20 protein-coding genes are annotated in these 24,428 nt (G+C 70.1%); 7 read left to right on the forward strand and 13 right to left on the reverse strand.

From position 1 onward, the window contains the following. Positions 1 to 80: 80 nt before the first annotated feature. Positions 81 to 908: a hypothetical protein gene (locus tag KBX46_RS17450; protein WP_210793249.1), complete on the reverse strand. Its 828-nt coding sequence runs from the start codon at positions 906 to 908 to the stop codon at positions 81 to 83. Positions 909 to 962: 54 nt separating this feature from the next. On the opposite strand from KBX46_RS17450, the gene KBX46_RS17455 reads away from it, so the two are divergent. Then, positions 963 to 2,123, forward strand: coding sequence for a DNA recombination protein RmuC (locus KBX46_RS17455; protein ID WP_210793250.1), 1,161 nt, complete (start codon positions 963 to 965; stop codon positions 2,121 to 2,123). A 132-nt stretch (positions 2,124 to 2,255) separates the two neighbouring features. Here the strand turns inward: KBX46_RS17455 and KBX46_RS17460 are convergent, their stop codons facing one another. Together KBX46_RS17460 and KBX46_RS17465 are read right to left on the reverse strand one after the other, a co-directional pair. Then, positions 2,256 to 2,699: a hypothetical protein gene (locus KBX46_RS17460; RefSeq protein WP_210793251.1), complete on the reverse strand. Its 444-nt coding sequence runs from the start codon at positions 2,697 to 2,699 to the stop codon at positions 2,256 to 2,258. A gap of 40 nt (positions 2,700 to 2,739) precedes the next feature. Beyond that, a complete protein-coding gene (locus tag KBX46_RS17465; protein ID WP_088946220.1) occupies positions 2,740 to 3,726 on the reverse strand; it encodes a 4-hydroxy-3-methylbut-2-enyl diphosphate reductase in 987 nt (328 codons plus the stop codon). A gap of 143 nt (positions 3,727 to 3,869) precedes the next feature. Here KBX46_RS17465 and xseA point away from each other — a divergent pair, with 143 nt between their 5' ends. Then, positions 3,870 to 5,084, forward strand: coding sequence for an exodeoxyribonuclease VII large subunit (gene xseA / locus KBX46_RS17470; RefSeq protein ID WP_210793252.1), 1,215 nt, complete (start codon positions 3,870 to 3,872; stop codon positions 5,082 to 5,084). Positions 5,085 to 5,236: 152 nt separating this feature from the next. Here xseA and KBX46_RS17475 read toward each other — a convergent pair whose 3' ends face one another. After that, entirely contained in the window at positions 5,237 to 5,572 is a 336-nt protein-coding gene (locus KBX46_RS17475; RefSeq protein ID WP_210793253.1) for a hypothetical protein, read from the reverse strand. Between the two features lie 17 nt (positions 5,573 to 5,589). Further along, positions 5,590 to 12,993: a DNRLRE domain-containing protein gene (locus KBX46_RS17480; protein ID WP_210793254.1), complete on the reverse strand. Its 7,404-nt coding sequence runs from the start codon at positions 12,991 to 12,993 to the stop codon at positions 5,590 to 5,592. A 634-nt stretch (positions 12,994 to 13,627) separates the two neighbouring features. Here KBX46_RS17480 and KBX46_RS17485 point away from each other — a divergent pair. Next, the gene (locus KBX46_RS17485) at positions 13,628 to 13,849 is read left to right on the forward strand and encodes an exodeoxyribonuclease VII small subunit (RefSeq protein ID WP_141907898.1); all 222 of its coding nucleotides are present in this window, start codon (positions 13,628 to 13,630) and stop codon (positions 13,847 to 13,849) included. 40 nt (positions 13,850 to 13,889) lie between these two features. Here KBX46_RS17485 and KBX46_RS17490 read toward each other — a convergent pair whose 3' ends face one another. Together KBX46_RS17490 and KBX46_RS17495 are read right to left on the reverse strand one after the other, a co-directional pair. After that, positions 13,890 to 14,741, reverse strand: a complete 852-nt coding sequence (locus tag KBX46_RS17490; RefSeq protein ID WP_099850542.1) for a hypothetical protein — start codon at positions 14,739 to 14,741, stop codon at positions 13,890 to 13,892. Between the two features lie 208 nt (positions 14,742 to 14,949). Then, positions 14,950 to 15,597: a DUF4245 domain-containing protein gene (locus KBX46_RS17495; protein ID WP_210793255.1), complete on the reverse strand. Its 648-nt coding sequence runs from the start codon at positions 15,595 to 15,597 to the stop codon at positions 14,950 to 14,952. Positions 15,598 to 15,756: 159 nt separating this feature from the next. Between KBX46_RS17495 and glpX the strand changes: the two genes are divergently transcribed. After that, positions 15,757 to 16,788, forward strand: coding sequence for a class II fructose-bisphosphatase (gene glpX / locus KBX46_RS17500; protein ID WP_088946216.1), 1,032 nt, complete (start codon positions 15,757 to 15,759; stop codon positions 16,786 to 16,788). 2 nt (positions 16,789 to 16,790) lie between these two features. Further along, complete coding sequence (locus KBX46_RS17505) at positions 16,791 to 17,756, forward strand: DMT family transporter (protein ID WP_370453069.1); 966 nt, start codon at positions 16,791 to 16,793, stop codon at positions 17,754 to 17,756. Positions 17,757 to 17,818: 62 nt separating this feature from the next. Here the strand turns inward: KBX46_RS17505 and KBX46_RS17510 are convergent, their stop codons facing one another. From KBX46_RS17510 to KBX46_RS17535, 6 genes are all read right to left on the reverse strand, one after another. Continuing rightward, complete coding sequence (locus KBX46_RS17510; RefSeq protein WP_210793290.1) at positions 17,819 to 18,787, reverse strand: NAD(P)/FAD-dependent oxidoreductase; 969 nt, start codon at positions 18,785 to 18,787, stop codon at positions 17,819 to 17,821. Between the two features lie 105 nt (positions 18,788 to 18,892). Then, the gene (locus tag KBX46_RS17515) at positions 18,893 to 19,546 is read right to left on the reverse strand and encodes a rhomboid family intramembrane serine protease (protein WP_099850536.1); all 654 of its coding nucleotides are present in this window, start codon (positions 19,544 to 19,546) and stop codon (positions 18,893 to 18,895) included. Positions 19,547 to 19,660: 114 nt separating this feature from the next. Further along, on the reverse strand, positions 19,661 to 20,341 hold the full coding sequence (locus KBX46_RS17520) for a lytic transglycosylase domain-containing protein (RefSeq protein WP_088946212.1): 681 nt from the start codon (positions 20,339 to 20,341) through the stop codon (positions 19,661 to 19,663). A 274-nt stretch (positions 20,342 to 20,615) separates the two neighbouring features. Continuing rightward, positions 20,616 to 22,031 carry a PhoH family protein gene (locus KBX46_RS17525; protein WP_088946211.1) on the reverse strand — a complete coding sequence of 472 codons (1,416 nt, stop codon included), beginning with the start codon at positions 22,029 to 22,031 and terminating at the stop codon, positions 20,616 to 20,618. Positions 22,032 to 22,443: 412 nt separating this feature from the next. Beyond that, entirely contained in the window at positions 22,444 to 22,779 is a 336-nt protein-coding gene (locus KBX46_RS17530) for a hypothetical protein (RefSeq protein ID WP_088946210.1), read from the reverse strand. Positions 22,780 to 22,810: 31 nt separating this feature from the next. Beyond that, complete coding sequence (locus KBX46_RS17535; RefSeq protein ID WP_088951461.1) at positions 22,811 to 23,155, reverse strand: hypothetical protein; 345 nt, start codon at positions 23,153 to 23,155, stop codon at positions 22,811 to 22,813. A gap of 264 nt (positions 23,156 to 23,419) precedes the next feature. Here KBX46_RS17535 and KBX46_RS17540 point away from each other — a divergent pair, with 264 nt between their 5' ends. Then, positions 23,420 to 23,863 carry an XRE family transcriptional regulator gene (locus KBX46_RS17540; RefSeq protein WP_210793256.1) on the forward strand — a complete coding sequence of 148 codons (444 nt, stop codon included), beginning with the start codon at positions 23,420 to 23,422 and terminating at the stop codon, positions 23,861 to 23,863. Positions 23,864 to 24,025: 162 nt separating this feature from the next. Beyond that, positions 24,026 to 24,379 (forward strand): hypothetical protein, encoded by a 354-nt coding sequence (locus KBX46_RS17545; protein WP_088946208.1) that lies wholly within the window; start codon positions 24,026 to 24,028, stop codon positions 24,377 to 24,379. Positions 24,380 to 24,428: the final 49 nt, after the last annotated feature.

Consider the following 24,428-nt stretch of genomic DNA (forward strand, 5'->3'; position numbering starts at 1 on the left):
CCGCAAAAGCCGCCAGAAAGGGCGAAGCAGGCACCACAACTCCATGATCGACCGGGTTGGGGGTGGGGATCGGGGGCAGGTCAGAAGTCGCCGCCGCCACCAAAGTCGCCGCCACCAAAGTCGCCGCCACCGAAATCGCCGCCCGCGTAGTCGCCGCCGCCCTGGGCGCCGCCGCCGAAGTCCTGGTCGCCGCCGCCGCCCTGGTCGCCGCCGTCCCCGCCCTGGTCGACGCCGTCCCCGCCCTGGTCGACGCCGTCACCGAAGCCCTCCTGGTAGCCGGCGTCGTAGCCGTAGCCGGGGTCAGCGAAGGCGGGCGAGAACAGCGCGTCGGCGATCAGGATGCCGCCGAGCACACCGGCGCCGGCACCCAGCGCCGTCTTCCACCAGGGCGTCGAATACCACCCCGCCGGCACCGGCCGACCCTGATAACGCCCACCCGGGTAGTAGTAGGGCGTTTCCCGGCCGGGCTGGGGGCCGGCCCGGAACGTCTGCCCCTGCACGTCGACCTCGCGCTCCTTGGTGAGCTGGCCCACACCACGGGCGGCGGCCAGCGCCGGCACCTCGGGGCCCGGGTCGATGCCCAACGCGGTACGCGCCGCCCGGATGTACGCGAGCCCTTCCAGGGCGGTCTCCCGAGCCAGCGTGAACTGGTGTGGCGTACGCGCCTGCTCCAGCTGTGAGCCGGCCGCGTTGTAGCGCTCACCGGCGTCGGCCAGCGCCTGGCGGACCGCCGGCTCTTCGCCCTGCAGGTTCATCAACTGGCCGCCGAGACGCTCGTACCACCGTTGCGCCTCCGCGCGGGCGTCGCCGAGCTCGGTACGCCTGCGGGCGCCGGCCTGGGCGCGGATGAGCGCTGCGGCGCCCAGTGCGCCGACCAGCACGACAGCGAGGCAGAGCACAAGTTCCATGTCATCGAACGTACCCCCGGGTGTCACGTCATATCCGTCTGGCAAGCTCCGGTGATGGACGTCTCGACGCTGCTTGTGGTGATCGTGTGCCTCGGCGCCGGCGGGGCGGTGGGCTGGCTCGCGGCCCGGTCCCGCTCGGCGGCCGACATCGCCCGCCTCGATGCCACCCTGGCCGCCACCCGAGAGGGTGAGGGCCGGCTGGAGCAGTCCATGCGGGCCTTGAGCTACGAGGCGACCGCGCAGTCCCAGGAGGCGGTGGCCCGCGCGGTCGCGCCGCTGCACGACTCCCTGCGCCGCTACGAGCAGCGGGTGGCCGAGCTGGAGCACGACCGGGTCGACGCGTACGCCGAGCTGCGCGAGCAGGTGCGCTCGATGAGCGCCGTCTCCGGTGAGCTGCGCACCGAGACCAAACAGCTGGTGGCGGCGCTGCGGGCACCACAGGTGCGGGGCCGCTGGGGCGAGCACCAGTTGCGCCGGATCGTCGAGGCGGCCGGGATGCTGGAGCACTGCGACTTCTCCGAGCAGGTCACCGCCGACAACGACGGGCAGGTTGTCCGCCCCGACCTGGTGGTCCGGCTGCACGGCGGCCGGTCGGTGGTGGTGGACGCCAAGGCGCCGTTCGACGCGTACCTGACGGCCATGGAGTCCCGCGACGAACGCGGCCGGGATACCCACCTCGACGCGCACGCCCGCCACCTGCGCGGGCATGTCGACGCGCTGGCCGCCAAGTCGTACTGGTCGGCGTTCGACAACTCGCCCGACTTCGTGGTGCTGTTCGTCCCCGCCGACCCGTTCCTCGACGTCGCCCTCCAACGTGACCCGTCGCTGCTGGAGCACGCCTTCACCCGCAACGTGGTGCTGGCCACACCGGCCACACTGGTCGCCCTGCTCCGCACTGTGGCCTACTCGTGGCGGCAGGAGGCGCTGGCCCGCAACGCCCTCGCGGTGCACACCCTCGCCCGGGAGCTGTACGGGCGGCTCTCCACTCTGGGCGATCACGTCGGCAAGCTCGGGTCATCGCTGGCCGGCGCCGTGACGGCGTACAACCGTGCGGTCGGCTCGTTGGAGGCGCGGGTGCTGGTCAGCGCCCGAAAGCTCGCCGAGCTGGGAGTGTCGGACGAGGAGTTGGCGACGCCCGCGCAGGTCGAGTTGGCGCCCCGGCAGCCGCAGGCGCCTGAGCTGGCCGACCCGGCCGACGAGGTCTCGGCCCGCTAGTCAGCCATGTGAGAGTGCGTCCGCCTCGCTGGGCACGTTCACCGCACCGGCCGTCGCCGTGAACTGATCCGTCCGCAACACCGAAGGAGCCCGTCCCCGAGTTCGGGGCGGGCTCCTTCGCGTTCGGAGGTGTCAGGTCGGGCGGGCGGCCGTCACGACGAACGGAGTGCCCTGCTGGCAGGTGGTCATCATGCCGGGCTCGGCCCGACCGGTGACCTCGACCCGCGCACCGGGCGTCAGCACGTCACGCGGACCGCCGACGAGCAGGTAGCCGTCGAGCAGCACGCAGTTGGGCTCCACGCCGCCCTGCACGGTGCCGGTCAGGGTGGTGGCACCCACACCCGGGGGCGTGCTGGGGCCGCCGGGCTTCGGTGGCTTCGGAGTCTTCGGGCCCGAGGGCGGGGTGGGGTCGGCGGTCGGCGGCAGGGCGGTCGGGTCGGGCGTGGGTTGGCTGGTCACCGGCTGCGCTCCCGTCGGGGTCGGGCTGGGTGTGCCGCCTCCGGTGTCCTGACTGCCGCAGGCACTCAGCGCCACGCAGACGGCCAGCACGGGAACGGCGAGCCGAAATGTCCTCATGGCTGATCTGACGTACGCCGGTCCGAGTTCGTTCCCGTGTTCAGCCGCGCGCCGCCGCGGCCTTCATGTCCCGCTTCAGCTCCTGCGGCAGCGAGAAGATCAGCCGCTCGTTGGCGGTGGTGATCTCCTCGACGTCGGCGAAGCCGCGTGCGGCGAGGTGGGTCAGCACGTCCTGGACCAGGTCGTCCGGCACGCTCGCGCCGGAGGTCAGACCGACCGTGGTGGCCCCCTCCAGCCAGGCGTCGTCGATCTCGTGGGCGAAGTCGACCAGGTGACCGGCACGGGCACCCGCGTCCACGGCGACCTCGACCAGGCGGACCGAGTTCGAGGAGTTCGTCGAGCCGACGACGATCACCACGTCGCACTCGGGGGCGATCTCCTTGACGACGTGCTGCCGGTTGGAGGTGGCGTAGCAGATGTCGTCGCTGGGCGGCGACTGGAGCAGCGGCAACCGCTGCTTGAGCCGGGCGACCGTCTCCAGCGTCTCGTCGACCGACAGCGTGGTCTGGGACAGCCAGACCACCTTCTCCGGATCGCGGACGGTGACCTTGTCGGCGCCGTCCGGGCCGTCGACCAGCTGGATGTGCGCGGGGGCCTCACCGGCGGTGCCGATGACCTCTTCGTGCCCCTCGTGCCCGATGAGCAGGATGTCGTAGTCCTCGGCGGCGAACCGCTTCGCCTCGTGGTGCACCTTGGTGACCAGCGGACAGGTCGCGTCGATCGCCTTCAGCGAGCGCTGCTTCGCCTGCTCGTAGACCTCGGGAGCCACGCCGTGCGCGGAGAAGATGACGGTGGACCCCTCCGGCACCTCCTCGTTCTCCTCCACGAAGATCGCACCCTGGGCCTCCAGGGTCTGCACGACGTGCTTGTTGTGCACGATCTGCTTGCGCACGTAGATCGGGGCGCCGTAGAGCTTCAGCGCCTCCTCGACGGTCTGCACCGCACGGTCGACGCCAGCGCAGTAGCCGCGCGGCTTCGCCAGGAGCACGCGCTTGCCGGTCCGGGGAGTCGCCTCAGCCTCAGTCACCCGTCCATCGTACGTGCCGACTCCCCCACGGCCACCGGCCCACGACCCCCGGACTGACCCGGTGATCAAGAGGTTTGCGTCAGAAACGCGCCCGATGCTGACGCAAACTTCTTGATCACCGCGGGGGTCCGTAGGGTGGGCGGGTGACCGAGGGGGCGCGGAGCAGCGCGGAGGAGCCTTGGCCCGTGCGGGTGGTCAGCCAGAAGGTGGGGGCATGGATCGCCAAGCTGGGCTGGGTGTGGGTGGACGGGCAGGTGGCGCAGATCAGCCGCCGCCCCGGGGCCAGCACCGTCTTTCTCACCCTGCGTGACCCGTCGGCCGACCTGAGCCTGACCGTCACCACCAACCGCGACGTACTGGACGCCGGCGCGCCGGAGCTACGCGAGGGCGCCCGCGTGGTGCTGCACGCCAAGCCGGAGTTCTACGCCGCCCGGGGCACGCTGAGCCTGCGCGCCGACGAGATCCGCCAGGTGGGGCTCGGTGAGCTGCTGGCCCGGCTGGAGAAGCTCAAGAAGCTGCTCGCCGCCGAGGGGCTGTTCGACCGGTCCCGCAAGCGCCGGCTGCCGTTTCTGCCCGGCCGGATCGGGCTGATCACCGGTCGCGCGTCGGCGGCCGAGCGGGACGTGCTGACCAACGCACGGCGGCGCTGGCCGGCAGTGGAGTTCCGCACCGTCAACGTGGCCGTGCAGGGACCCGCCGCGGTGCCCGACATCGTCGCGGCGCTCAAGGTGCTCGACGCCGACGAGAGCATCGACGTGATCGTCATCGCCCGGGGCGGTGGCGGCATCGAGGACCTGCTCCCGTTCTCCGACGAGGCACTCTGCCGGGCCGTCTTCGCCTGCCGCACCCCGGTGGTCAGCGCCATCGGCCACGAGACCGACGCGCCACTGATCGACTACGTCGCCGACCTGCGGGCCTCCACCCCCACCGACGCGGCCAAGCGGATCGTCCCCGACCTCACCGAGGAGGTACGCCTCATCGGCCAGGCCCGCTCCCGGCTGCAACGGGCGGTCCGCAACCTCGTCGACCGGGAGACCCACCGCCTCGACCTGCTGCGCTCCCGGCCGGTGCTGGCCCGGCCCCAGGTGATGGTCGACCAGCGCGCCACCGAGCTGACCGCGATGCGGCAACGGGCCGGACGCTGCCTGGACCACCGGCTCGCCGCCGCCGACGACGAGCTGCGGCACACCCTCGCCCGGCTGCGCGCCCTCTCCCCCGCCGCCACCCTCGACCGGGGGTACGCCATCGTGCAGCGCGCCGACGGGCACGTGGTGCGGGCGGCGGCCGAGGTGGGCAAGGGCGACCCGCTGCGGGTACGGCTGGCCGAGGGCGAACTGGCCGCGACGGTGGACGGCTGAGGGACGCACATGCGGGTCGGTTAAGCCGAACCGCTGCGGGCAGGGTGGGCGCGCGTCGGACAGGCGCCGTCAGCCTTGTGCCAGGACACGGGCTGACGGCGCCTGCTGCCACCAATACCGTTACGTCACCACGGTCGGGGTCATCCTCACTCTCATGGGACGACAGCGTCTCCGACAGCTGGATATCCGCCGATGACCGCGGTAATCAATTCCACCGCCCGGTACATGACGTTCCGTTGCTTCCGGGTGTCAACACCCAGACTCTCCGAATTCTGTATGTGAGACAGCATGTAATAGGGGATCAGGAAGATCGGGCCGATGATCCGACGGTCCATGACGGCTGGATCGGTCGGGTCCAGCGAGGCGAGCACCTTCAGGAAACGGTCGGCCTTCGCCTGGTCGAAGCCACCGCTCCTGAGGTCGTGAAGGAAACCACCGTCAGGACTCCACTCGAACTTCAGCTGCCGAGATGTTTCCTCAATGTCCATCTCTATCACTCCTCGGGTCACCTCAAGGGCCAGAAGTCAGTGATCGCCCCGGCGGGAACATGACGCTTGATCAGCACCTCGGCATCCTCAAGGGCATTCTTTGAAGGGTCAACCCCCATTTCACGCATGCCGTTCGGCATGTCGAGCTTGCTGGCAGCATCCACGACTTGTCCGGGGACCTTCCTCAAATCGATCTTCGCCACGCCGATGCTATCGGCCCCATACTTGTTGAACGCGATATCCGGGTTGCGCGAGGTGGAGATCCAAGGAGAGTCGTTGGGGGAGGCCAACACGTGCTGCCACGGAGCCACGTTCTCGTTGTTTCCCTTGGAGAAGAGCCCCTTCGTCCAATCCTCATTGGGACGAAGCGCCCTGAATACGGAGTTCTCGTCCGGCGTCGGGAGGGCCTTCGCTCCCTTTTGCGCCGACTCTTCCGCGCCGAGCGCCTTGGCGGCCTTCCCACCCCTTCCCCCAGGCACCACGCTGAGGGCGGCCCAGAAACAGGCGCTACCTGACCCGTTGTCGCAACGCTTCGCGTCGCTGATCCCGGTGATCTCGCCGAACTTGCTGTTGGCGAGCCGGTTGCCGGCCTCCTCCTTGTCCTTCTTGTCGCCGCCGATGTTGGTGGCGGAGCCGTCCTGGAGGTCACCGCCGATCTGGTCGGCCGCCTTCAGCGCGTCCCCGGCCTTGTCGACCGCCTCCGAGCCGGCGATCTTGCCGCCGATCTCCTTGATGGCGTCGCCGAGATCGTCGAGCAGCGGGACGTGCCCGTCGTACTCCATGAAGCTGATCGGGTTGCCACCGGCCAGCGCGTACCGGTTCTGGGTCAGCGGGTCCAGCGCCAGGCCCAGGTCGGACAGCGAGTTGCTGAACATGTCCTCCTGGAGGAACCGGCCCACGTCCGGGCCGAACCGCCGGGCGCCCATGTCATAGCTGGCCGACCCGCCGGGCAGGGCCGACGGCGTGCTGGCCGACGACTTGGTGCCCGAGTCCTTGCGCTTGCCGGTGTACTGGTACGGGTTGACCGGCGACTGGTCGTTGGTGTCGCCGCTGCTCAGCGCCTCCGGGTCACTCTCCGGCGCGTCCGAGCCCCCGTACGCGTCGTAGCCGTAGGAGGCCTTCACCTTGCCGGCGTCGTCGATGAGTTGGGACACCGAACCCTTGGCGTCCTTGCCGTAGCTGTACCAGTCCTCCGAGCCGCTGACGTTGCTGCGGTCGGTCATCGACATCCGGCGGCCGTACGCGTCGTAGGAGAAGGTCTTGGTCCGCGGGTCGCTGCCCCCGGCCTGCTTCTCCTCCGTCACCTGGGTGCTCAGGCCCTGGTAGGTGAAGTCGGTGGTGCGGTCCTTGCCGGTGCCGGCGTGGTCCTCGACCTCCTTGCTGGTGCGGTCCAGGGCGTCGTAGGTGTAGTCGGTACGGTCGGTTGCCGTGCCGCCACCGCTGTACTGACGGACACCCGCGATGCGGTTGAGGTAGTCGTAGGCGTAGTCGGTGATCAGGTTCGCGGAGCCGCCCTGCCCGTCGCTGCGCGAGCAGTCGGCCTGGCTGCCGGCCGCCAGGGTCAGGCAGTCGGTGTTGCCGTCCTGGTCGTACCAGTACTTGCCGGTGGCCCCGCCGGTCGAGACCTCCTTGAGCTGGTCGGCGTCGTACTTCTTGGTGGTGGTCGTGCCGGTGTCGGCCACCTCGGTGGTCACGTTGCCGGCCCGGACCGCCGTGTTGCCGAGGAGGTTCGCCGGCTGGTCGAAGGTGTACGTGGCGACCTTGCCCTCGCGCTTCTGGTGCTTGACCAGCCGCCCGCGGGCGTCGTACTCGTAGGTGGCCAGGCAGGTGGCAGGGCCGACGCAGGTGGTCGCGCCGTCGCCCTCGGCCCGCTTGAGGACGAACCGGTCGCTGGTGCGGTGTCCGTCGACGTAGCGGTTGGCGCCGTCGTAGTAGGCGACGTCGTGCGACTCGGTCACCGTGCCGGTCGAGCTGGTCGTCTTCAGGGTGCGCAGCTTGCCGTTGTCGAAGAACGTCCAGTCCGTGGTCTGCTTCTTGGACCAGGCCGTCGAGTCCGCCGTGCAGCCGTCGCCGCCGCGGAAGAACTCCCGCTTCTTCTCCAGCCCGTCGCCCCAGAACGTGTTGACGATGCGCTGGTCACCCTTGCAGGCACTATCCGTGCCCAGGTCGAGCTGTGTGGCGAGCCAGTCGTTCTCGGCGTAGGTGAGCTTGTACGTGCGTGGCGCCTTGGTCTCGCCGCCGGCGTCCGTCTCCTCGCCGTTCTCGGCCCGCTCGGCGATGTTGCCGGCCAGGTCGTACTTGTAGGTGGCGAATCGCCAGTTGGTCTGGCCCTCCTTGCGGTGCCGGACCTTGGTGATCTCGTCGAAGGCGTCGTACGTCGACTGCGTCCGGACCGCCTTCTCCCCCGGGTCGGCGAGGCCGGCGGCATCCAGCGCCGCGACGAGGTTGTTCTGCGCGTCGTAGGTGTAGGTGCTCGCCTGCGCCTTGCGGTCGACGCGCCGTCGCTGCTGCCCGTCGTTGAAGTACTCCCACGTCATCCGGCGGTCGTCGTCGAGCTGCCCGGGCGAACCCTTCAGCTCGACCTGCCGCTCGAGCTGCCAGCCCTGCGGGGTGTAGTCGAAGTGGACCGTGGGATTCCGCGGATCCTTCGAGGTACGAATCCAACCCGGGTCGAAGTAGGTCATCCGGGTGCGGGCGTTGTCGGTCACCGACGCCGGGTCGGACTGGGTGACCGGCAGGCTGCTCCAGGACAAGTTGCCGTTGGCGTCGTACGACTGGTGCTGGTACTGCCGCTCGGTGCCGTCCTTGGCGTCGAACGGCAGCGCCACGCGGGTCTTCAGGTTGCGGGCGTCATAGCTGAACGAGGTCACGTACTGGGTCCACGGGCCGCTCGCACCGCCGGCATCCATGCCGCGAGGCGAGATCACCTGCGACTGGTTGCCGTTCTTGTCGTACTCGATCCGGGTGGTCGCCCAGCGACTGGTCGCGGCGTCGATCAGCTCTTTGACCAGGAATGGCTGATCGCGTTGGGTGTATTCGGTGGTGGTCCGGCGGACCCGGCCGGTGGCGATGCCCTGCTGCTGCTCCTCGACGTTGCCGTTGGCGTCGTACTTCGTGGTGGTGGTATTGCCCAGCGGGTCGTGGCTGTCGGTCTGCCGGTGCGCCGCGTCGTAGTCGTAGCTCTCGGTGAAACCCACCCCGGTCAACGGCCCGGTACCCGGGCAGGTGACCGTGGCACGGTTCGCCCGCGGCGAGGTCACCGAGCGCAGGTCGCCCGCCAGGTCGTAGCAGAGGTGGGTGTAGCGGACGTCGGTCGTGCCCGTGCCGTACCGGGCCTCCCGGGTCTGCCGGTCCAGCGCGTCGTAGCTGTAGAGCGTGGTGTAGTCGTCGGCCACCGCGGTGCTCAGCACGCCCTTGGGGGACGTCGTCCGGATCATCCGGCCGGCGTCGTCGTAGGCGAACGTGGTGCGTTCCCGCGCCGGGTCGACGCTGGTGTCGGAGTTCGACACAGTGGTCGGCCGGTCCATCGCGTCGTACACGGCGACCGAGTCAGGGCCGGCGGTGCCCAACTCGGTGGCGGTGCCGAAGTGCGGGTCGATGCGCCGCGTCGTGTTGTCGTTGGCGTCGAACTCGACGCTGGACCAGATCAGCTGGCCGCGGTCGGTGGCGGTGGACTTGGGTGCGCTCTGCCGGCCCATCCGGTGGAACGCGTCGTAGTCGAAGAACGCCTTGTACGCCCGCTCGTCGGAGCCGCTGTCCCCGGCGTGGTTCGGGTCCTGGACCCAGCGCAGCAGGCCATCGACGTCGTAGCCGAACCGGGTGGTGTTGCCCAGCGGGTCACGCATCTCGGTGGGTTGGCCGGACGGGTCGTAGGACGGGTAGGTGGTGGGACCGTTGCCGTTGGCGTCGCGGATCGCGGCGACGGTGCCGGGGGCGGCGCTGCCGGCCTGGTTGTAGTCGTAGTCGGTCACCGCTCCGGTCGGATCGGTGATCTTGTCGATGTTCCCGGCGGCGTCGTACGTGTGCCGGGTCTGGTAGTCACCGGCGACCGTGGTGGTGGCGACGCCCTTGGGTGAGGTGACGGTGTCGAGCAGCGAGAGGTGCTTGCCGGTGTCCGCCGCGTCCACGGCCTGGTTGAGATACGTCAGCTCGTTGCGTTTGCCCAGCTGGTCGGTCTGGGCGGTCGGGTACCCGTTGGGGTTGTACTCGTAGGTGGTGAACTTGCCGGTCGGCTCGGTGACCTTGCTGACCTTGTAGTCCGCCGACCATTCGACCGCGGTGGCCTGGTTGAGGGGGTTGACGATCCGGGTCACCTTGCCCGTGGGGTCATAGGTGTATTTCGTGGTGCGGGACCCCGGGGCGATGATGGTGGTGACCGCGTTGTCCACGTCGTAGGTGTACGAGGTGGTCTTGGTGGCCCGGTTGGTGCGGGACTTCAGTTTCCAGCGCAGCTTCGCGCCCTCACTGGGGCCGTAGTACGCGTAGGTGGTCTCGGCGCCTCGGGGGTCGCGGACGCTGTAGAGCCGGCTGGACTGGTTACCGATCTTCGACTCCGGGTTGATCCGATCGTCGGCCAGGGGAATGGCCGGTCCGGTGCCGTTGGAGACGGTGTAGGTGAACACGAACGACCGGTCCGGCAGGATCGCCCCGGCGGGGGTGGTGCCGCCCAACTGGGTCAGTCGGAGCAGGTTGCCGTCGTCGTAGTAGTCGAAGTCCAGCGCCGAGCCGGAGTGGTCGGTGATCCGCTGGACGTTGCCCCGGACGCGTGCCTTCTTGATCTCGTCCTTCGACCAGTAGTCGATGGTGAAGGCCCGCCCACCCGGGTCGGTGACCTTGGTGATGCGCTTCTTCGGGCCGCCCGGATCCTCACCCGGCGGGGTGTCCTCAAGAGTGAAGGTGAGGGTGTTGCCGTTGCGGTCGGTGACCGCGGTGGGGTAGCCGTCCGCGTCGAACCAGTAGGTCACCTTGTCCGGCCGGGTCAACGCCCAGCGTCGGTCCGCCGCGTTCGTCGGCGCCTCACGCAGGTAGAGGTTCACCCCCGGCGGCTCCTGCCAGCGGGTGCCGCCGGCGCCGTCGTCGGTGCCGGCGAAGTGGTGCCGCGTGCCGTCGCCGTCGATGAAGTCGACCTCCCGCGGCTTCGGTCGCGGGTGCAGGTCGAGTTGGCTGCCGATGCGGACCAGGCCACTCATCGACAGCGAGAAGTTGTTCCCGGCCGGGCTGCGGGACTGGTCCTCCAGCGTGTTGTAGGTCAGGTCGACCATGCTGGACAGGCCCCGCCCGGGGGCGAAGAACGGCGAGTAACGGACCAGCATGTTGCCGCTGGCCACGTTCGTCAGCGAGGTCATGCCGGCGCCGAGGTCCTCGGCGTCGTACTGCCAGAACCGTTCCAGGCCCAGCAGGTCGTTCTTGGTGACCGTCACTTCGCGCACCAGCGGCTGGTCGCCCTTGGCCGAATGCCAGGTCTTCGCCGCCGTGTTGTAGAGGTCGAAACGCAACTCGTACTGGCCCATCCGCAGACCCGGGGGTAGCTTCGGCGGCTGCACGCTCACCGCCACCGGCGCGCTGCCGGCTGGGGCGATGGTCGGGAATGTGCCGTCGGCCTTGCCCTGCAACAGCACCGCGCCGTTCTTCGCCACCCAGCGGTACCAGAGCTCGGTGTTGGCGGCGCTCCAGGTGGCGGTGGACTTGTTCGCCACGTTCACCTGCGTGCAGAACGCCTCGGCCGGGCAGGTCCCGCCGGTCGCGGGTGCCATCTGCGTCGGGGCCTGCGCCACGGAGACGCCGAGGCTGCCACCACCGATGCCGTTGCCGTCGACGGTGCCGGTGTACGGGTCCTGCACCGGCGCGGACGCCGCCGGGTTCTCCCGCATCAACGCCGGCAGGTCCGCGTCCGCGGAGTAGGGCTGGGCCACCGTGACATCGGTGTTGAACTGGCTGTTCGTGTCGTTCTTCAGTGTCACGGTAATCGGGGCCGAGGCGGCGGACACCCGCCCGGCGTCATCGAACTCCCGGTGCTGAAGCTGGTGTGGGCCGTCCTCCCAGGACGCCAGCGGATTGGTCGTGTCCCAGGTCACCGCGCATCCCCGGGTGAAACTCTCCAGGTCCCATGTGCCGCAGCTGGCCCCGGTTGTGGCCACCGGAACGCCATCGACCAGCAGGTCGAACCCGTTGATGCCCGGGCCGTCGTTCAGGGCGGGCTGCCCGAAGACCTTGATCTCCCTGGCACCTGAGATCACCGCACCGTCGCTGATGCCGTACCACCGCATCTGGGAGTTGATCGGAGCCAGCACGGTGAACCCGACGAGCGGCGAGCGGGTGGCGTTGCCGGTGGCGTCCACGGCCTCGGCGGTCACCTGGTGCGGGCCGTCCGCGAAGGTCGTCTTCAGGGTGAAGGGCGGGCTGGTGTCCTCACCCAGCAGCTGAACGTCCTCGTAGAAGCGAACCCTGGCCACCTCGGTCTCGTCGCCGACGGTGGCGCGCAGGATGACCGATCCGCTCTCCACCCGGGCGCCCGGCTTCGGGTCCGTGACGAACACCTGCGGTCCACGCGGTGCGGTGGTGTCGCTGAAGGTCACGGTCAGGGCCGGCGCCTGGGCCCCGGCGTCGTCGGACAGGTAGCTCACATAGGAGTCCGTCGCGCCAGGCGTCTCGGTCGGCGCGGCCAGCGCCACGCCGTGGTTCGGCGCGGCACCGGAGACCCATTGCCGGACCAGCGCGGCCACGTCCACGGCCTCGCTGCCGGCGGTGCTGCGGCTGCGGGCGGGAAGGGTCGCGGCCGCGGCCTCGATGTCGCCGCCGCCGGTGCTCCAGCGCACGCCGGCCTGCGCCTCGTTCCAGTTGGCCCCGGAACCGTCGCAGGCCCCGGTCGCGCCGCCTTCGCGCCACTCCCGGTTGATCCGGCGTACGCCCACCTGCCCGGCGTAGCCGCTGCCCTGGTACGACAGCGACAGCGTGGCGGCGGTGACGGTGGCGCCGGCCGGGATGTCGCGCAGGTCGAAGCGGACCAGCGACCGGTATGCGTGCCCGTCGGCGGCGGTGCCCACCCGCATCGTGGTGGCCGCACCGTTGTTGAAGAAGTCGTCACAGCCCTGCGGGGAGGTGGTGTCCCGGTGGACCTGAGTGGCGCCGCCCATGCCCAGTCCGGCTGGCACGGTGAGTCGTGCCGTGCCCTTTGCCGGCAACGAGGCGGTCAGCTCGTTGGAGGTGACGGGCGAGGTTCCGGTGGTCCGTACCCGGTAGTGGAAGGTCCGCTCCGGCGCGCCCGTGGTGTCCGCCCAGCGCGTGGCCGACGGGTCGCCCAGCCGGGCGAGCAGGGTCGATGACGAGGGCGTGAAGCCGGCGGTGGTGGACCGGTGCACCTCGTATCCCGCCCCGGTGTCGGGTCGGTTCCAGCGCAGTTCCGCGCCGGTGGATCGGAGCAACGAAGCGGTGAGGGTAACCGTGGTGGCCGCTCGCGCGGCGGGGGCGCCGGGGTGCGACGGCAGTACCGGCGCCCCGTACAGCATCAGCCCCAACAGAGCAAAAGTGAGCAGGATAAATCGGGCAGATCTCAGTGGCATTGCTGGCACTCCCCCGTGTTGGTGCCGCGACCGACCTGGTGTCGGTTCGGAACGTCACCCCGCAGGCACAAGCCGTATGCGGAAGGCCACCGTCACAGAGGGCTGATCAACCGGTCAATGTCACACTCTGGCGGTATGTTAACTTCCGACATCTCCAGCAAGGGATATCAGATAGTCGCTCATCGATGCTTTTCCGTCGTTTGAGCGGGCCGTCCCATGCTGGCCCTGCGGCATGTCGATCGACACCACGGGGCGCTCGCCACTCCCGGACCATCGTCGGCGAAGCCAGCATGAGCTGGAGGAACCACCCGAGGATGACGTCGGTCGCTCGGTGCCCGGAGCCGGCCGGCGACATCTAGTACGTCCCCGGGCGTGTCGCAACACGAAATACGACGGCGGGCCGCGCCGGATGGAAAATTCACGTATCCGCGGCGGGCCCGCGGGCAGGCGGACCCGCTGCCGGTCGGTCTGCCGCCGATGTGGTGGGATGGGTTCGATGAGCGACGACACGAAGGCCGGGCCGGACGAGCGGCTCAGTTACGAGCAGGCCCGCGCCGAGTTGGCCTCGGTGGTCGAGCGGCTGGAAGCCGGCGGCACGTCCCTGGAGGAGTCGCTGGCGCTCTGGGAGCGCGGCGAGGCGCTGGCGGTGATCTGCCAACGGTGGCTGGATGGGGCGCGGGCACGGATCGACGCTGCCCGGCAGGAGCCCGCTTCCTGACCGCGGGCGGGGCGGCCGGAGCCGCCCCCACCCACGTACGTCAGTTGAACAGGCTGTACAGCTCGGCCGGCGCCTCGACGACCTGGTCCGCCGGCGGCTTCTGCGCGGCGGTGGCGGTGCCGTAGTCGGAGTACGTCATCTTGATCTCCTGGGCGGCGGTCTGCCCGGCGGCCGGCAACTGCAACACCAGCTCGCTGAGCCGGCCCTGCGGGTCCACCTTCGCGGTGAACGGGACCGTCTTCGCCTGGGTGCCCAGCGCGGCGATCGTGGCGGCGTTCAGCGAGCCCGCCTCGGCGGCCTTGGTGACGTCGATGGTGCCGGCGTACGCGCCGGTGCCGGTGCTGCGTACCTCGGTGATGCCCTGGGTCAGCACCGCGCTGCCGGCCGGGTCGACCTTGTCGAAGTCGAAGCCGAGGTTGCGGTTGCCCTTGATCCGGGCCTGGTCCAGGTGCTGGTACTTACCGAGGTTGAGCTGCTTGATGGCTGGCAGGCTGTTGGCGGTGGGGCCGGTCAGCTCCAGCTTGACCCAGCTGTCCGGCTTGTAGTGGATCACGTCGAGCTTCATCGCCAGGTCGGACGAGGGCCCACCGATGGCGATCTTCATGGCCGCGCTCTGGCTCGGCTGGTGCACCTGCCCCTCCACCGTCGAGCCGACGGCGGTGAGGGCGAACCGGAAGTTGCCGTTGCTGATCTCCTTGGTGGAGTCGAGCAGTGCCTGTTTGGCATCGCCCGGCACGGGCGTACCGCTGGCCGCGCTCGGCGCGACGGAGGAGCTCGCCGTCGGGGACGCGGTCGATCCGGCGGTGCCGGTCGTCCCGTCGCCGCAGGCAGCGAGGGCGGGCGTGAACAGAGCGGCGGCTACCAGGCCGGCGCCGAGTCGTCGAACAGTCATGCGTGTCTCCCAAGAGGGTCACCCGACGACCTGGACGGCGCCGGAAACCGGGCGACGCAGCAGCACCGTCGGCTGCGCCGCGCGACCCGGGCCGAGCAGCGCGCCCGGATCACTCCCTCTCTGTTCCCTGTTGTCGGGTCGGACAATCACCCTTCTGTCCGGTTGCCCTTTCCGGCCACCACCAGGGCCGTCGATCGACCGAGTCCGCTCAGCGCAGCGAGCCGGCCAGTTCGCGCAGTTCGTTGTCCCGGGCATCGCCGATCACGATCACCGTCCGGGTCGGTTCCAGCAGCACCAGCGCCTGCTGGTTTCCCCGGGCCGTGTAGAGCTGCCAGGTGCGCCCGCCCAGCTCGGTGGGGCCCTGGGGCTGACCCTGACTGGTCAGCTCCGCGGGGAGCAACCGCTCCGCCGGCACGTTGCTCTGCAGGAGTTGGACGCCCCGCCCCTCCGGCGTGAGGTAGCCGAGCCGCAGGTTCGCGCCGCCCTCGACGGTCTGGTAGCGGGCGCTGACCGTCGACCAGTCGGAGCCGAGGCCCTCCGGTTGGCTGACCGGAAACACGTTCGCCGACCGGGCCTGCTCGATCGCGGGTGCCGGATCGACGGTGGTGGGCTCGTCGCCGCCGAGAAATCCCCGGTAGAACGCCAGCAGGAGGGCGATCGGGACGAGCAGCACCAGCAACGAGATCGCCATGTCCTTCGGCGAGCGTTCGGACTTGCCGGACTTCAGCGGAGGCGGTGGCGTCGGATCGGTCGCGGCGGGTTCACCACCGGGGCCGGTGGGGACGTCGACCGGCGGCTGACCGTCGGGCGGCGTGCGGTCGGCGGGGACGCGGTCGGCTGGCTGTGCGGGTTCCACCCCACCATCTTCGCAGCCGCCCGACCGGCGGTATCCGGGCCATCACCGCCCCGCGCCGACCCCGGGTCGGCCATCGTGTGAGGATCAGCGACAAAGCCGGCAGTGGGGGCCTCCCCGACGTCGGTCGTCCCCGCACCGTCGCGAGGAGGAGTAGCCGTCATGACGAACACCAGGACGCGGATCCCACAGGATCTCGACCGAAACCTTGCCCTCGACCTGGTCCGGGTCACCGAGGCCGCGGCGATGGCCGCCGGCCGTTGGGTGGGCCGGGGTGACAAGGAGGGCGGCGACGGAGCCGCTGTCGACGCGATGCGCAAGCTGATCAACTCGATCCAGATGCGCGGCGTGGTGGTGATCGGCGAGGGCGAGAAGGACAACGCCCCGATGCTCTTCAACGGCGAACACGTCGGCGACGGCACCGGCCCGGAGGTGGACGTCGCCGTCGACCCGGTCGACGGCACCACGCTGATGAGCAAGGGCATGCCGAACGCCGTGGCGGTGCTGGCCGTCTCCGAGCGCGGCGCGATGTTCGACCCCAGCGCCGTGTTCTACATGGAGAAGCTCGCCGTCGGTCCGGTGTACGCCGACGTGATCGACATCAACGCCGGTGTGGCGGAGAACCTGCGCCGGATCGCCAAGGTCAAGGGCACCGACGTCTCCGAGGTGACCGTCTGCGTGCTGGACCGGAGCCGCCACGACGACCTGGTCGCGCAGATCCGCCGGACCGGGGCGGGCATCCGGTTCATCTCCGACGGTGACATCGCGGGCTCCATCGCGGCTGCCCGGGGCGAGTCGGATGTCGACGTGCTGATGGGCATCGGCGGCACCCCGGAGGGCATCATCTCCGCCTGCGCGTTGAAGTGCATGGGCGGTGCGATGCAGGCCAAGCTCTGGCCGCGCGACGAGCAGGAGCGGGAGAAGGCGATCGCCGCCGGGCACGACCTGGACCGGGTGCTGAGCACCGATGATCTGGTAACTGGCGACAACTGCTTCTTCGTGGCGACCGGGGTCACCTCCGGGGATCTGCTGCGCGGGGTGCGCTACCGGGCCGGCGGCGCGTACACGCAGTCGATCGTGATGCGCTCGAAGAGCGGCACCATCCGGGTGATCGACTCGTACCACCGGTTGGAGAAGTTGGCGCTCTACTCCGCGATCGACTTCGACGGTCGTCCGCTGGCCGAACAGGAGTGACCATCACCGACACAGCGACCCCACCGGTCCTGTCCGCCGCCCGCCGGATCACCGGTGTCGCGCTGGCATCGATCTCCGGGGTCGCGGTGGCGGTGCAGTCCCGCATCAACGGCGAGCTGGGGGAACGCCTGGCCGACGGCTTCGCGGCCGCTGTGGTCTCCTTCGGCGGCGGCCTGGTGGTGCTCCTGGTGCTGGTGCCGCTCACCCCCGGTGGACGGCGTGGCCTGGTCGCGTTGCGGGGCGCGCTCGCGAGGGGCGCGCTGCGGCCGTGGCAGTGCCTCGGCGGCATGTGCGGGGCGTTCCTGGTGGCCTCCCAGGGCCTGACCATCGGCTCGCTGGGCGTGGCCGTCTTCACCGTGGCGGTGGTGGCCGGCCAGAGCGGCAGCAGCCTCGCCGTGGACCGGGCGGGGATCGGACCGACGGGCCGGCAGCCGGTCACCCGACAACGGCTCGCCGGTGCGGTGCTCACCGTGCTGGCGGTCGGCCTCGCGGTCGGTGACCGACTCAAGGACCCGGGCATGTTGGCGCTGGCCCTGCTGCCCCTGGTCGCCGGGGTGGGCACCGCCTGGCAGCAGGCGGTGAACGGCCGGGTCCGGGCGGCGGCCGACAGCGCGTTGACCGCCACGCTGGTCAACTTCTTCGTCGGCACGGTCACCCTGCTCGTGGCGTTCGCGATCGACCTCGCGGTGCGCGGCTGGCCGACCGGTCACCTCCCCACCGAGCCGTGGCTCTACCTGGGCGGGCCGATCGGCATCGTGTTCATCGCCATCGCGGCGGCCATCGTGCGCTTCACCGGGGTCCTGCTGCTCGGTCTGGCCACCATCGCCGGCCAGATCGTGGGGGCGGTCCTGCTGGACCTGGTCTCGCCCACAGCCGCCTCGCACCCCGGCCTGAACACCCTGCTCGGGGCCGCGCTGACCATGGTGGCCGTGCTGATCGCCGCGCTGGCGCCACCCGCCAGGCGCTGACCGCGAAGCGCCAGGCGCCGTCTCGATCCGGACACGAGCCGGTCTGTCCTCGATACCAAGGGTCAGCCGGCGTCGGAGGAGTGCCCCGGGAAGAGGTGCGCGCCCGGGTCGATGGCCACGGCCGCATTGTTGACCGCCGTGGCGGCCTCGCCGAAGCCGGTCGCGATCAGCCGGACCTTGCCCGGGTATTCGGTGATGTCACCCGCCGCGAAGACCCTCGGCAGGTTCGTCGCCATCGCGCTGTCCACCAGGATGTGCCGGCGGTCGAGCTGCAGCCCCCATTCGGCGAGGGGCCCCAGATCGGCGGTGAAGCCGAGGGCTGCCACCACGACGTCCACCGGCAGCGTCTCGGCCGCACCACCGCGTACGGTCACCTCGGCGCCGGTCACCGTGCCGTCGCCGATCAGTCGGCTGACCTCGGCGTTGACCACCACCCGCACCGGCAGCGACAGCACCCGGGCCACCGTCGAGGCATGCGCTCGGAACTTCTCCCGTCGGTGCACCAGGGTCACCGAACGGGCCAACGGCTGTAGCGCCAGCGCCCAGTCGAAGGCGGAGTCGCCGCCACCGACGATCAGCACGTCCCGGCCGGCCAACTCGGCGGGCTCGGTGACGAAGTAGACGATCCCCGAGCCGGGGGCGCCGTCGGCGCACGGCAGCGGCCGAGGACTGAAGCTGCCGAGCCCGCCGGTGACCACGACCGCGCCGCAGCCGAGCTGCTCGCCGCCGGCCAGGCCGAGCACCGGACGCCCATCGGTGTACGAGAGTTTCTCGGCGCGCGTGCCGAGCAGGTACTGCGGATTGAACGGGGCTGCCTGGGCGACCAGATTGGCCACCAGGTCGCGACCCTTGACGGCGGGAAAGCCGGCCACGTCGAGGATCAACTTTTCCGGGTACATCGCGGTTACCTGGCCGCCCGGTTCCGGCAGCGCGTCGATCACCGCCACCGACAACCCCCGGAACCCCGCGTAGTACGCGGCGAAGAGACCGGCCGGGCCGGCCCCGATCACGGCGACATCGACCTCACGCATGGCGTACCGTCGCTTTCCGCTCACGGATCAACGCTTGCTGATCTCGACCGTAGGCGGGCGATGACGGTCCGGCAAGCACGTCCCAGAGGCGCGCCGGGGAATCGGTCAGGGCAGGCGGAGTGTGTCACCCGAGTAGTCCGGCCCGTCCACGGCCGGCCGCCGCCGGCGGAACAGGATCGCCGCGACCACCCCGCCGAGCAGCCCGAACAGGTGACCCTGCCAGGAGATGCGCTCGTCGGTGGGGAGGATGCCGACCAGTTGCCAGCCGTAGAGCAGGCCGACCAGGAGGAAGACGGCGAAGTTCCACCAGCTGCGCTCGACGATGCCCCGGGTGAGCAGGATGCCCAGGTAGCCGAAGATGACGCCGCTGGCGCCGACCACCACCGAGTTGGGTGAGCCGGTGAACCAGACGCCGAGGCCGCTGACCAGGATGATGACCAGGGTCGACCAGAGGAACCGGCGGGCTCCGGCGGCCAGGACGAACGTGCCCAGCAGGATCAGCGGGATGCTGTTGCTGTAGAGGTGGTCGAAGCCGTGGTGCAGGAATGGGGAGAAAAAGACCCCGTCCAGCCCGTCGATGCGTTGCGGGATGATGCCGGCGGTGGCGTCCAGACCGAACGCGAGACCCTGGTCGACGGCCTCGATGAGGAAGAGGAACGGGACCACCGCACACATGGCGACGAAGGCTCGGCCGAGCGCGGCGTAGAACGCCTCGGTGCCGAACCGGAAGGGGTCGCCGCTTGACGGGTGCAGAGTCACCGTACAACTGCTATCAGCAAAATCGGCCTACCGCCACTCGCGTCCCGTCCGAGCAGCCCGGCGTACGCGCGACGGCGGGGCAGGTGGTCGCCCACCTGTCCCGCCGTTGAACCGTCAGTAGGTGTGGTTGTTCTGGAAGTAGGTCCAGGCACCGCAGGGCGTCTTGTACCTGCCCTTGATGTAGCCCAGCCCCCACTTGATCTGGGTGGCCGGGTTGGTCTGCCAGTCGGACGCGACGGAGCTCATCTTGTTGCCCGGGTATGCCTGAGGGATGCCGTACGCGCCGGTCGAGGAGTTGCGGGCCTTGTGGTTCCAGCCGCTCTCCTTGGTCCAGAGCTTCTCCAGGCAAGGGAACTCGGAGATGCCGAAGCCGGCGTCGATCGTCATGGCGCAGCCGGTCTTGCGGTTGCCGCTGTACTCCTCGCAGGACGCGGGGATCGGCCCGGTGTACGGCTTGGCGGGCGCGTTGGCGGCGGCCTCGCGCTCGCGCTTACGGGACGCCGCGGCGGCCTCGGCCTTGCGGGCCCGCTCGGCGGCTTCCTTGGCGGCCTGCGCCGCACGCAGCTTGGCCTGGTATTCGGCGGCCCGCTGCTGGGCGAACTTCACCTGGTGGGCCGACTGCCGCTCGCGCTGGTACGCGAAATCGGCCCGGTCGACCTCGACGCTGACCTGCTCGGTCAGGCCCTGTTGCTGGGTTTCACGGTCTTCGCCCAGATAGAAGCCGCCAGCTACGCCCACGGAGAGCAGCGCCACGGCGGCCGTTCGGGCACCCAACCGGCTCCACAGCCGACTCACGAAGTGGTCCCTTCGTCGGGGGCAAGGACGCGGCGCGGCCGGCCACAGGTGGGCCGTCAGCCGTGCCACGAGCGCCCCGACCGGTTGCCGGTCGCGCCGACGCACCGACCGCCGCCGATGCCGCCCATCCCAGGACGAACGATCATCAACGATGCTCATGGTGCGTGGACGCTCGTGGGACACGATTGCGCACAGTGAGGCTGATGGGAAACCAACCGACCTGTTTGTGATCTGTGCCACACCTAGAATGCGGACAAACCCCTACATAACGACATCAGATCGGGATGTCCTCCAGAAGATCCGTCACCATCGCGGCGATCGGCGACCGCTCCGAACGGCTGAGCGTCACGTGCGCGAAGAGCGGATGGCCCTTGAGCGCTTCGATGACGGCCGTCACCCCGTCGTGCCGGCCGACCCGCAGATTGTCCCGCTGGGCCACGTCATGGGTGAGCACCACCCGGGAGCCCTGCCCGATCCGGGACAGCACGGTCAACAGCACCCCGCGCTCCAGTGACTGGGCCTCGTCCACGATCACGTAGGCATCGTGCAGGCTGCGCCCGCGGATGTGGGTCAGCGGCAGCACCTCGAGGATGCCCCGCGAGGTGACCTCCTCCAGCACGTTCTCGTGGACCACCGCGCCGAGCGTGTCGAAGACCGCCTGGGCCCACGGCGACATCTTCTCCGACTCGGAGCCCGGCAGGTAGCCCAACTCCTGGCCGCCGACGGCGTACAGCGGGCGGAACACGATCACCTTCTTGTGCCGGCGGCGCTCCATCACCGCCTCCAGCCCGGCGCAGAGCGCCAACGCCGACTTGCCGGTGCCCGCCCGACCGCCCATCGACACGATGCCGATCGACTCGTCGAGCAGCAGGTCGAGGGCGATGCGCTGCTCGGCCGAGCGGCCGTGCAACCCGAAGGCCTCGCGGTCGCCCCGGACCAATCGGACCGACTTGTCCGGCAGCACCCGACCGAGCGCCGAACCACGCCCCGAGTGCAGCACCAGGCCGGTGTGGCAGGGCAACCCGGCCGCCTCGTCGAGGTCGAGCGTCTCGCCCGCGTACAGCGAACCGATCTGCTCATCGGTCAGATCCATCTCGGACATGCCGGTCCAGGTCGGGTCGCTGGCCTGACCGTGGCGGTACTCGTCGGCGCGCAGGCCCACCGAGGCCGCCTTGACCCGCAGCGGCATGTCCTTGCTGACCAGGGTCACCTCCCGGCCCTCGCCGGCGAGGTTGAGCGCGACGGAGAGGATCCGGGCGTCGTTGCTCTCGGTGCGGAAACCGGGCGGCAACACCCCGTCGTCGGTGTGGTTGAGCTCCACCCGCAGGGTGCCGCCGACGTCGTTGGCCGGCACCGGCCGGTCGAGTCGACCATGTCGAACCCGCAGCTCGTCGAGCATCCGCAGCGACTGCCGGGCGAACCAGCCCAGCTCCGGATGGTGCCGCTTGCCCTCCAGCTCGGTGATGACCACCAGGGGCAGCACCACCTCGTGCTCCGCGAACCGGTGGAACGCCGCCGGATCGGAGAGCAGCACGGACGTGTCCAGGACAAAGGCCTGGCCGGCTGGTCGCGGCTCCTTCGGGTCGGCCGGCGCGGCAGCCGCCGTACGGCGGCTCCTGGTGGCGCGGCGGGTCGTGGCAGTCGCGGCCGGGGTCTGGTCGGCACCGGCGGTGGTACGGCGAGTCGTCACAGGCCTGCTCCGACGGATGGGCACCCGCCACCCGTGTTCCGCCTCCTCCGGTGCCCGGGGACACGGGGTCGGATGCGGAACCCCATGCGCGAGGTCGCAGATCCGGGCGGACCGGCTGGCTCGGGAGAACCCCGTGCCATGCCTAGACGCTAGCCCCGCCGGACCCTTCCGGCTAGAGGTCGGACGTGGATCTCCCAAGTCGGGTGTGCGCACACCGGTTGGCCTGGTCCCTCAGCAGCGCGGATGCCGGCGGTGGACGCGGCGGAACCGGCCGGGATGCATGCCCCCTGCGCGCATCCCGGCCGGTGGGGCCACCGTCACCGGTCTGACGGGGCCCGACGGTGCGTGTCCGCCGCGGACGACGCACCGCGTTCGTGGCGTCGGTCGGCGGGTGTACGCCCGCCGACCGACCTCAACCGGTACGTCGGACGAGCGTGCCGGTCGGGTGCCGCCCGGTGATCGGGGCGGCCGGCGCGGTGAACGACGAGCCGGTGTACGTGGTGCCCGGGCGGGCGACGGTGCTGGCCGAGCGGGTCACGCTCGCCGGGGCGACCGACAGGGCCGAGGCGATCGCGGCCTGAGCGTCACGGCGACGCCTGTTCCAGGCGCCCCGATCACCGTCGAAGTAGCCCTGCCGGTAACCGAAGCGGTAGCCGATGCGGTAGCTGAGCTGCCCGTGCAGCCGGCCGGCCGCATAGCTGGTGGCACCGAGCACCAGGACGAGGAAGACCGCGAGAAAGGGGCTCATCGGGCAGCTCCGGCCCGGCCAGGACGGCAGGTCATCGCTCCTCCGGCTCGATGGTGGTGGGATCCGCGACGAGCAGCCGGTCCAGGTCGTCGGTGCTGACCTCCTCGACCAGCTCGACGCTGATCCGGCAGCCGTCCAGCACGACCTCGGCCACCGAGGACCTGCGGATCTCACCGCCGGCGTCGTAGACGCGGACGCTCAGCTCAGGGCAGCCGAGATGGGTACGCCAGGCGTTCCACTCGATGCGATCGCCGACGCTCAGCGACAGGTAGCGGCAGCCTCGGGCCAGGTAGAGGCGCCAGGGGGCGGTCAGCCCCGCGGCCACTCCCTCAGCGATCAGCCCGAAGGCCTGGGCGCGGGTGGCGAGCTCGGTCACCACACCCCCTTGGCACCGGAGGCGTGACGCATGTGAGCACCAATCGTCTCATGCACGAGACACACCGTAGATTGTCCCATGGGCGTGACAGTATCAGCTTTTCGTCCGCTTACGTTCGCCACTACGGGCATCTATTCTGCCCGCGTGGCACCCCTCAACAGTGAAGCTGAATCGTTTACCGGAAACCCGAAGATCCCGTCACGTCTGCGTGACAGCAGCGAGGCGGCGCGCGCGCCCGTCGCCGGCTGGCCGTACCGTCACGGGGTGACCGAGACGGCCAATGCGCGGAAGATCGCCTTCGCCACCTTCGTCCGACGCGCCCTGGACGAGGCACGGGCGACCCGGGCCTGGAGTGGCACCGAGGTGTCCCGGCGCACCGGCGTCTCCCGACAGACCATCAACCGGTGGGTCCGGGGCGACTGGGCCAGCGACCCGGAAGCCGAACGGGTGGTCGCCTTCTGCGAGGGCCTCGGGCTGAATCCGGCCGCCGCCTTCGCCGCGCTCGGTTGGGACCGCACCACGGCCGGCCCCCGCGCCGGTCAACCCGCCCCTCCGATGGACCCCGATGTCGAGGCGCTACTGCGCCGCCTGGTCGACCCGAACGTGTCGGACGCGGAGAAGTTCCACATCCGGGAAACCATCAGATATCTCGCATACCGCCCAACGTTGCCGGTCGATGTCCGAAAAAGGGGCAATCAAGCAGGGTAGTTCCTCAGATAGCGAAAGAACGCCTGGTCGGGTTCATTCGTTTACCTCCGGGGCAGGAACGGGCACGCTAGCGTCCCTATTCGTACTGCTTGGGCTCGTCATCGGCGGGGGGACGGGACAAGGCCGAACCTAGCCCTGCGGGACAGAAGGAGGGGTCTGTCCATGACCCTGAAATGGTTGGCAGTCGTGGTCGCAACGGTGTCGTTGACACTGTGGGCGACCGGCAACGTGGTGACCCTCGCGGTCGAAGGTGGGCAGCTTCCGCTGCTCGTCAATCTCTTTGCGCTCGTCACCGCCGGCACCGCGGTCATCCTGGCCGTCGTCGCCGAGCTGCACGAGCGCCTCGACAACCGGATCAGCGCCCTCACCGAGTTTCTGGTGGCACGGCTCAACGAGATCGAGAACCACACCGGCGATCGCAATACCGGGTTCGTGGAGGGCTACCTGTTGAGCCATGGCCAGGAAGCGGCGGTGGTGCCGTTCGGCCGGCGCGGACGAGGAGCCGCCGAGCGCTGATCTCGTACCGCCGAACGGGTCCGCTCGGCCAGGAATGAGCCCCCATCGC

The sequence above is a fragment of the Micromonospora sp. C81 genome, assembly GCF_018070425.1.
GTDB classification, from domain to species: domain Bacteria; phylum Actinomycetota; class Actinomycetes; order Mycobacteriales; family Micromonosporaceae; genus Micromonospora; species Micromonospora zamorensis.

Excerpts from the sequence above, each read along its gene's own strand:
- KBX46_RS17450 (WP_210793249.1), bottom strand. The coding sequence starts at position 908 with ATGGAACTTGTGCTCTGCCTCGCTGTCGTGCTGGTCGGCGCACTGGGC.
- KBX46_RS17455 (WP_210793250.1), top strand. The coding sequence starts at position 963 with ATGGACGTCTCGACGCTGCTTGTGGTGATCGTGTGCCTCGGCGCCGGC.
- KBX46_RS17460 (WP_210793251.1), bottom strand. The coding sequence starts at position 2,699 with ATGAGGACATTTCGGCTCGCCGTTCCCGTGCTGGCCGTCTGCGTGGCG.
- KBX46_RS17475 (WP_210793253.1), bottom strand. The coding sequence starts at position 5,572 with ATGGACATTGAGGAAACATCTCGGCAGCTGAAGTTCGAGTGGAGTCCT.
- KBX46_RS17485 (WP_141907898.1), top strand. The coding sequence starts at position 13,628 with ATGAGCGACGACACGAAGGCCGGGCCGGACGAGCGGCTCAGTTACGAG.
- KBX46_RS17490 (WP_099850542.1), bottom strand. The coding sequence starts at position 14,741 with ATGACTGTTCGACGACTCGGCGCCGGCCTGGTAGCCGCCGCTCTGTTC.
- glpX (WP_088946216.1), top strand. The coding sequence starts at position 15,757 with ATGACGAACACCAGGACGCGGATCCCACAGGATCTCGACCGAAACCTT.
- KBX46_RS17510 (WP_210793290.1), bottom strand. The coding sequence starts at position 18,787 with ATGCGTGAGGTCGATGTCGCCGTGATCGGGGCCGGCCCGGCCGGTCTC.
- KBX46_RS17530 (WP_088946210.1), bottom strand. The coding sequence starts at position 22,779 with ATGAGCCCCTTTCTCGCGGTCTTCCTCGTCCTGGTGCTCGGTGCCACC.
- KBX46_RS17545 (WP_088946208.1), top strand. The coding sequence starts at position 24,026 with ATGACCCTGAAATGGTTGGCAGTCGTGGTCGCAACGGTGTCGTTGACA.